Origin of the sequence: Lacinutrix himadriensis, from assembly GCF_001418105.1 — a bacterium.
Taxonomy (GTDB): domain Bacteria; phylum Bacteroidota; class Bacteroidia; order Flavobacteriales; family Flavobacteriaceae; genus Oceanihabitans; species Oceanihabitans himadriense.
Genome location: NZ_LIQI01000001.1, coordinates 1 through 2,083 on the forward strand (window position 1 = coordinate 1; position 2,083 = coordinate 2,083).

Annotated in this window: 1 protein-coding gene and 1 pseudogene; both read right to left on the reverse strand. The window is 34.6% G+C overall.

Annotation, left to right across the window (positions count from 1 at the left end; translation table 11 throughout):
- Positions 1 to 922, reverse strand: a pseudogene (locus AMD28_RS00005) (hypothetical protein); the annotation flags it as partial.
- 610 nt (positions 923 to 1,532) lie between these two features.
- Positions 1,533 to 2,083 (reverse strand): T9SS type A sorting domain-containing protein (locus AMD28_RS00010; RefSeq protein WP_152975496.1); only part of this gene is annotated, 551 nt, incomplete at its 5' end.

The following is a 2,083-nucleotide window of genomic DNA, read 5'->3' on the forward strand; positions in this document are numbered from 1 at the left end:
CACTAGAAGGATCTACCCAAGCAGTTCCATCAAAATAGTAGGTCTTATTTTCATCGGTATCATACACCAACATTCCGGCAACAGCAGTTGCTCCTAAAGCAGTTCTACTTGCCGTTGTTAAACGGTTTAATAATAAACCCTTGTCGGTTGCCGCTAAATCTAAAGACGCATTAGCATCTGGAGTTGTTGTAGCAATTCCTGCTTGAGCCCCAATATAAGCGTTACCTGTAATTGCTGCATTACCGCTTACTTCTAATTTCTCTGAAGGAGAAATGATTCCCAAACCTACATTACCTGTAGAAGCAATATATAAAGAATTTGTAGCCGCACCTGGTTGTATTCTAAAAGGTAACGCACTTGCATTGGTAACATCTCTTACAAAAAAATTTGCTTCATTACCTGCTACATCCCAGACCTGTCTTCCCCAGATAGAAGTTTCGTCTTGATCTAAACGCAGTGCTGGCGTATCTCCATTAGCAATATGCAACTTAACAGCAGGTGTTGCTGTACCTAGCCCTAAATCTCCAGAGGCGTTTAAGTAAAACGCATTGTTTCCTGCTCCTGCCAGAATTCTAAAAGGACTTGTTCCTGCAGTAGCATCATCTATTCCAAAATAATTTAGACCTCCATTATCGGAATCATTAATGGTAATTCTCCAATCATTACCTGGGAGACCGCTACTAGCCGAAGTGTCATCAAAATGAATTCTTAGGATGTCTTCTTTCAACCTGAACGTATCAAATTCAAAGTTTTCATTATCTACACAGTCATTTCCAACACAAGCACTACCTTCTACAATTAAGTCATCGAGAATAACATCATCTCTTTGACCGCTTTCTGTGTCGGCATCTTGTTGTGCAAAAGAAGTTGTTGCGCTAAGCAGAAAGCATAGCGGAATTAAATAATTTTTTAGTTTTTTCATAATTTAAATTAAATTGATTTTTGGCACTAGCAAGGTATATCAATTTAAATTGATTTTTAGCACTAGTAAGATATATCTATTTAATAAAATAACATTTGCGCTATCTCTTAATTACAAAAAAACAAGTATTTATCCGTGGTTTAAAGCTTCACAATCACAGCATCCAAAACATAAATCTATAGATATTTCTTCTATAGCGTATTATTTAATTTATAGCCTCAACGCCTTTTGTGATTTTTCTAGCTGTTGCTGAAACAAGGTTTTGACAACCTCCTGTTTCCACATAGGAATTATTTTATGGATCAATTCTTTTTCCTTCTTTGGTTTTTAAATTTTCGTAAATGCTTTAAGTAAGGAAATATTAGTAGGAAAAGTTACTACAGATAGCATCCTCCTTTTAGATGCTTTTGATGGCGACTTAGTGTTTAGAAACCAACACCGTTTACTTACCCAAAAAGTATAAAAACCACAAAGTATTGTTAATGCAAAATAACTTCATAATTAGTGCGTTTTCATATTAAGTTGGTTAGTTAGTTGAAAAACAGCGCGAATCTTTTTTTAAGACGAGCGCTGTTTTTTTTTAACCTATTTTATAATTACAAACTACATATTAATCTACCACTAAACGCTTAGATGCTGTTTTTTGCCCGTCCACATAAAGGGTATAAAAATAAACAGCGGATTGCATATTATTTTTAGATAATGTAACAGACCCCTCTCCAAATTGGTTAATAGGGATATCATAAACTACTTGACCTAAAGCAGAAACAACTTGAATATTAGCAGTATTGTATTTCATTGGAATAAAATACTCTATAGTTGTATTCGCTGTAAATGGATTAGGAATATTTTGATTTAATCTAATATTGCTTTCATCTAAAGGAACACCAGAAGGATCTTCAATACTTAAAGTCCCACCACAAGCACAAGCTTCAATAACATCTAAACGAGACATTAAAGCATCAATTTGCGCTTGTTGTGTTGTATTAACATTTTCTAAATCTGTAATCGCAGTTTGTAAAGGTGTTAAAATTGGTGCTAAATCTACAGCTACTGAAGTTCCGTTTTCAATAGCAACCGTTAATGTAGTATCTGCTAAAGATGCAGAAGCTAAATTTTGATTATCACTAGAAGGATCTACCCAAGCAGTACCATCAAAAT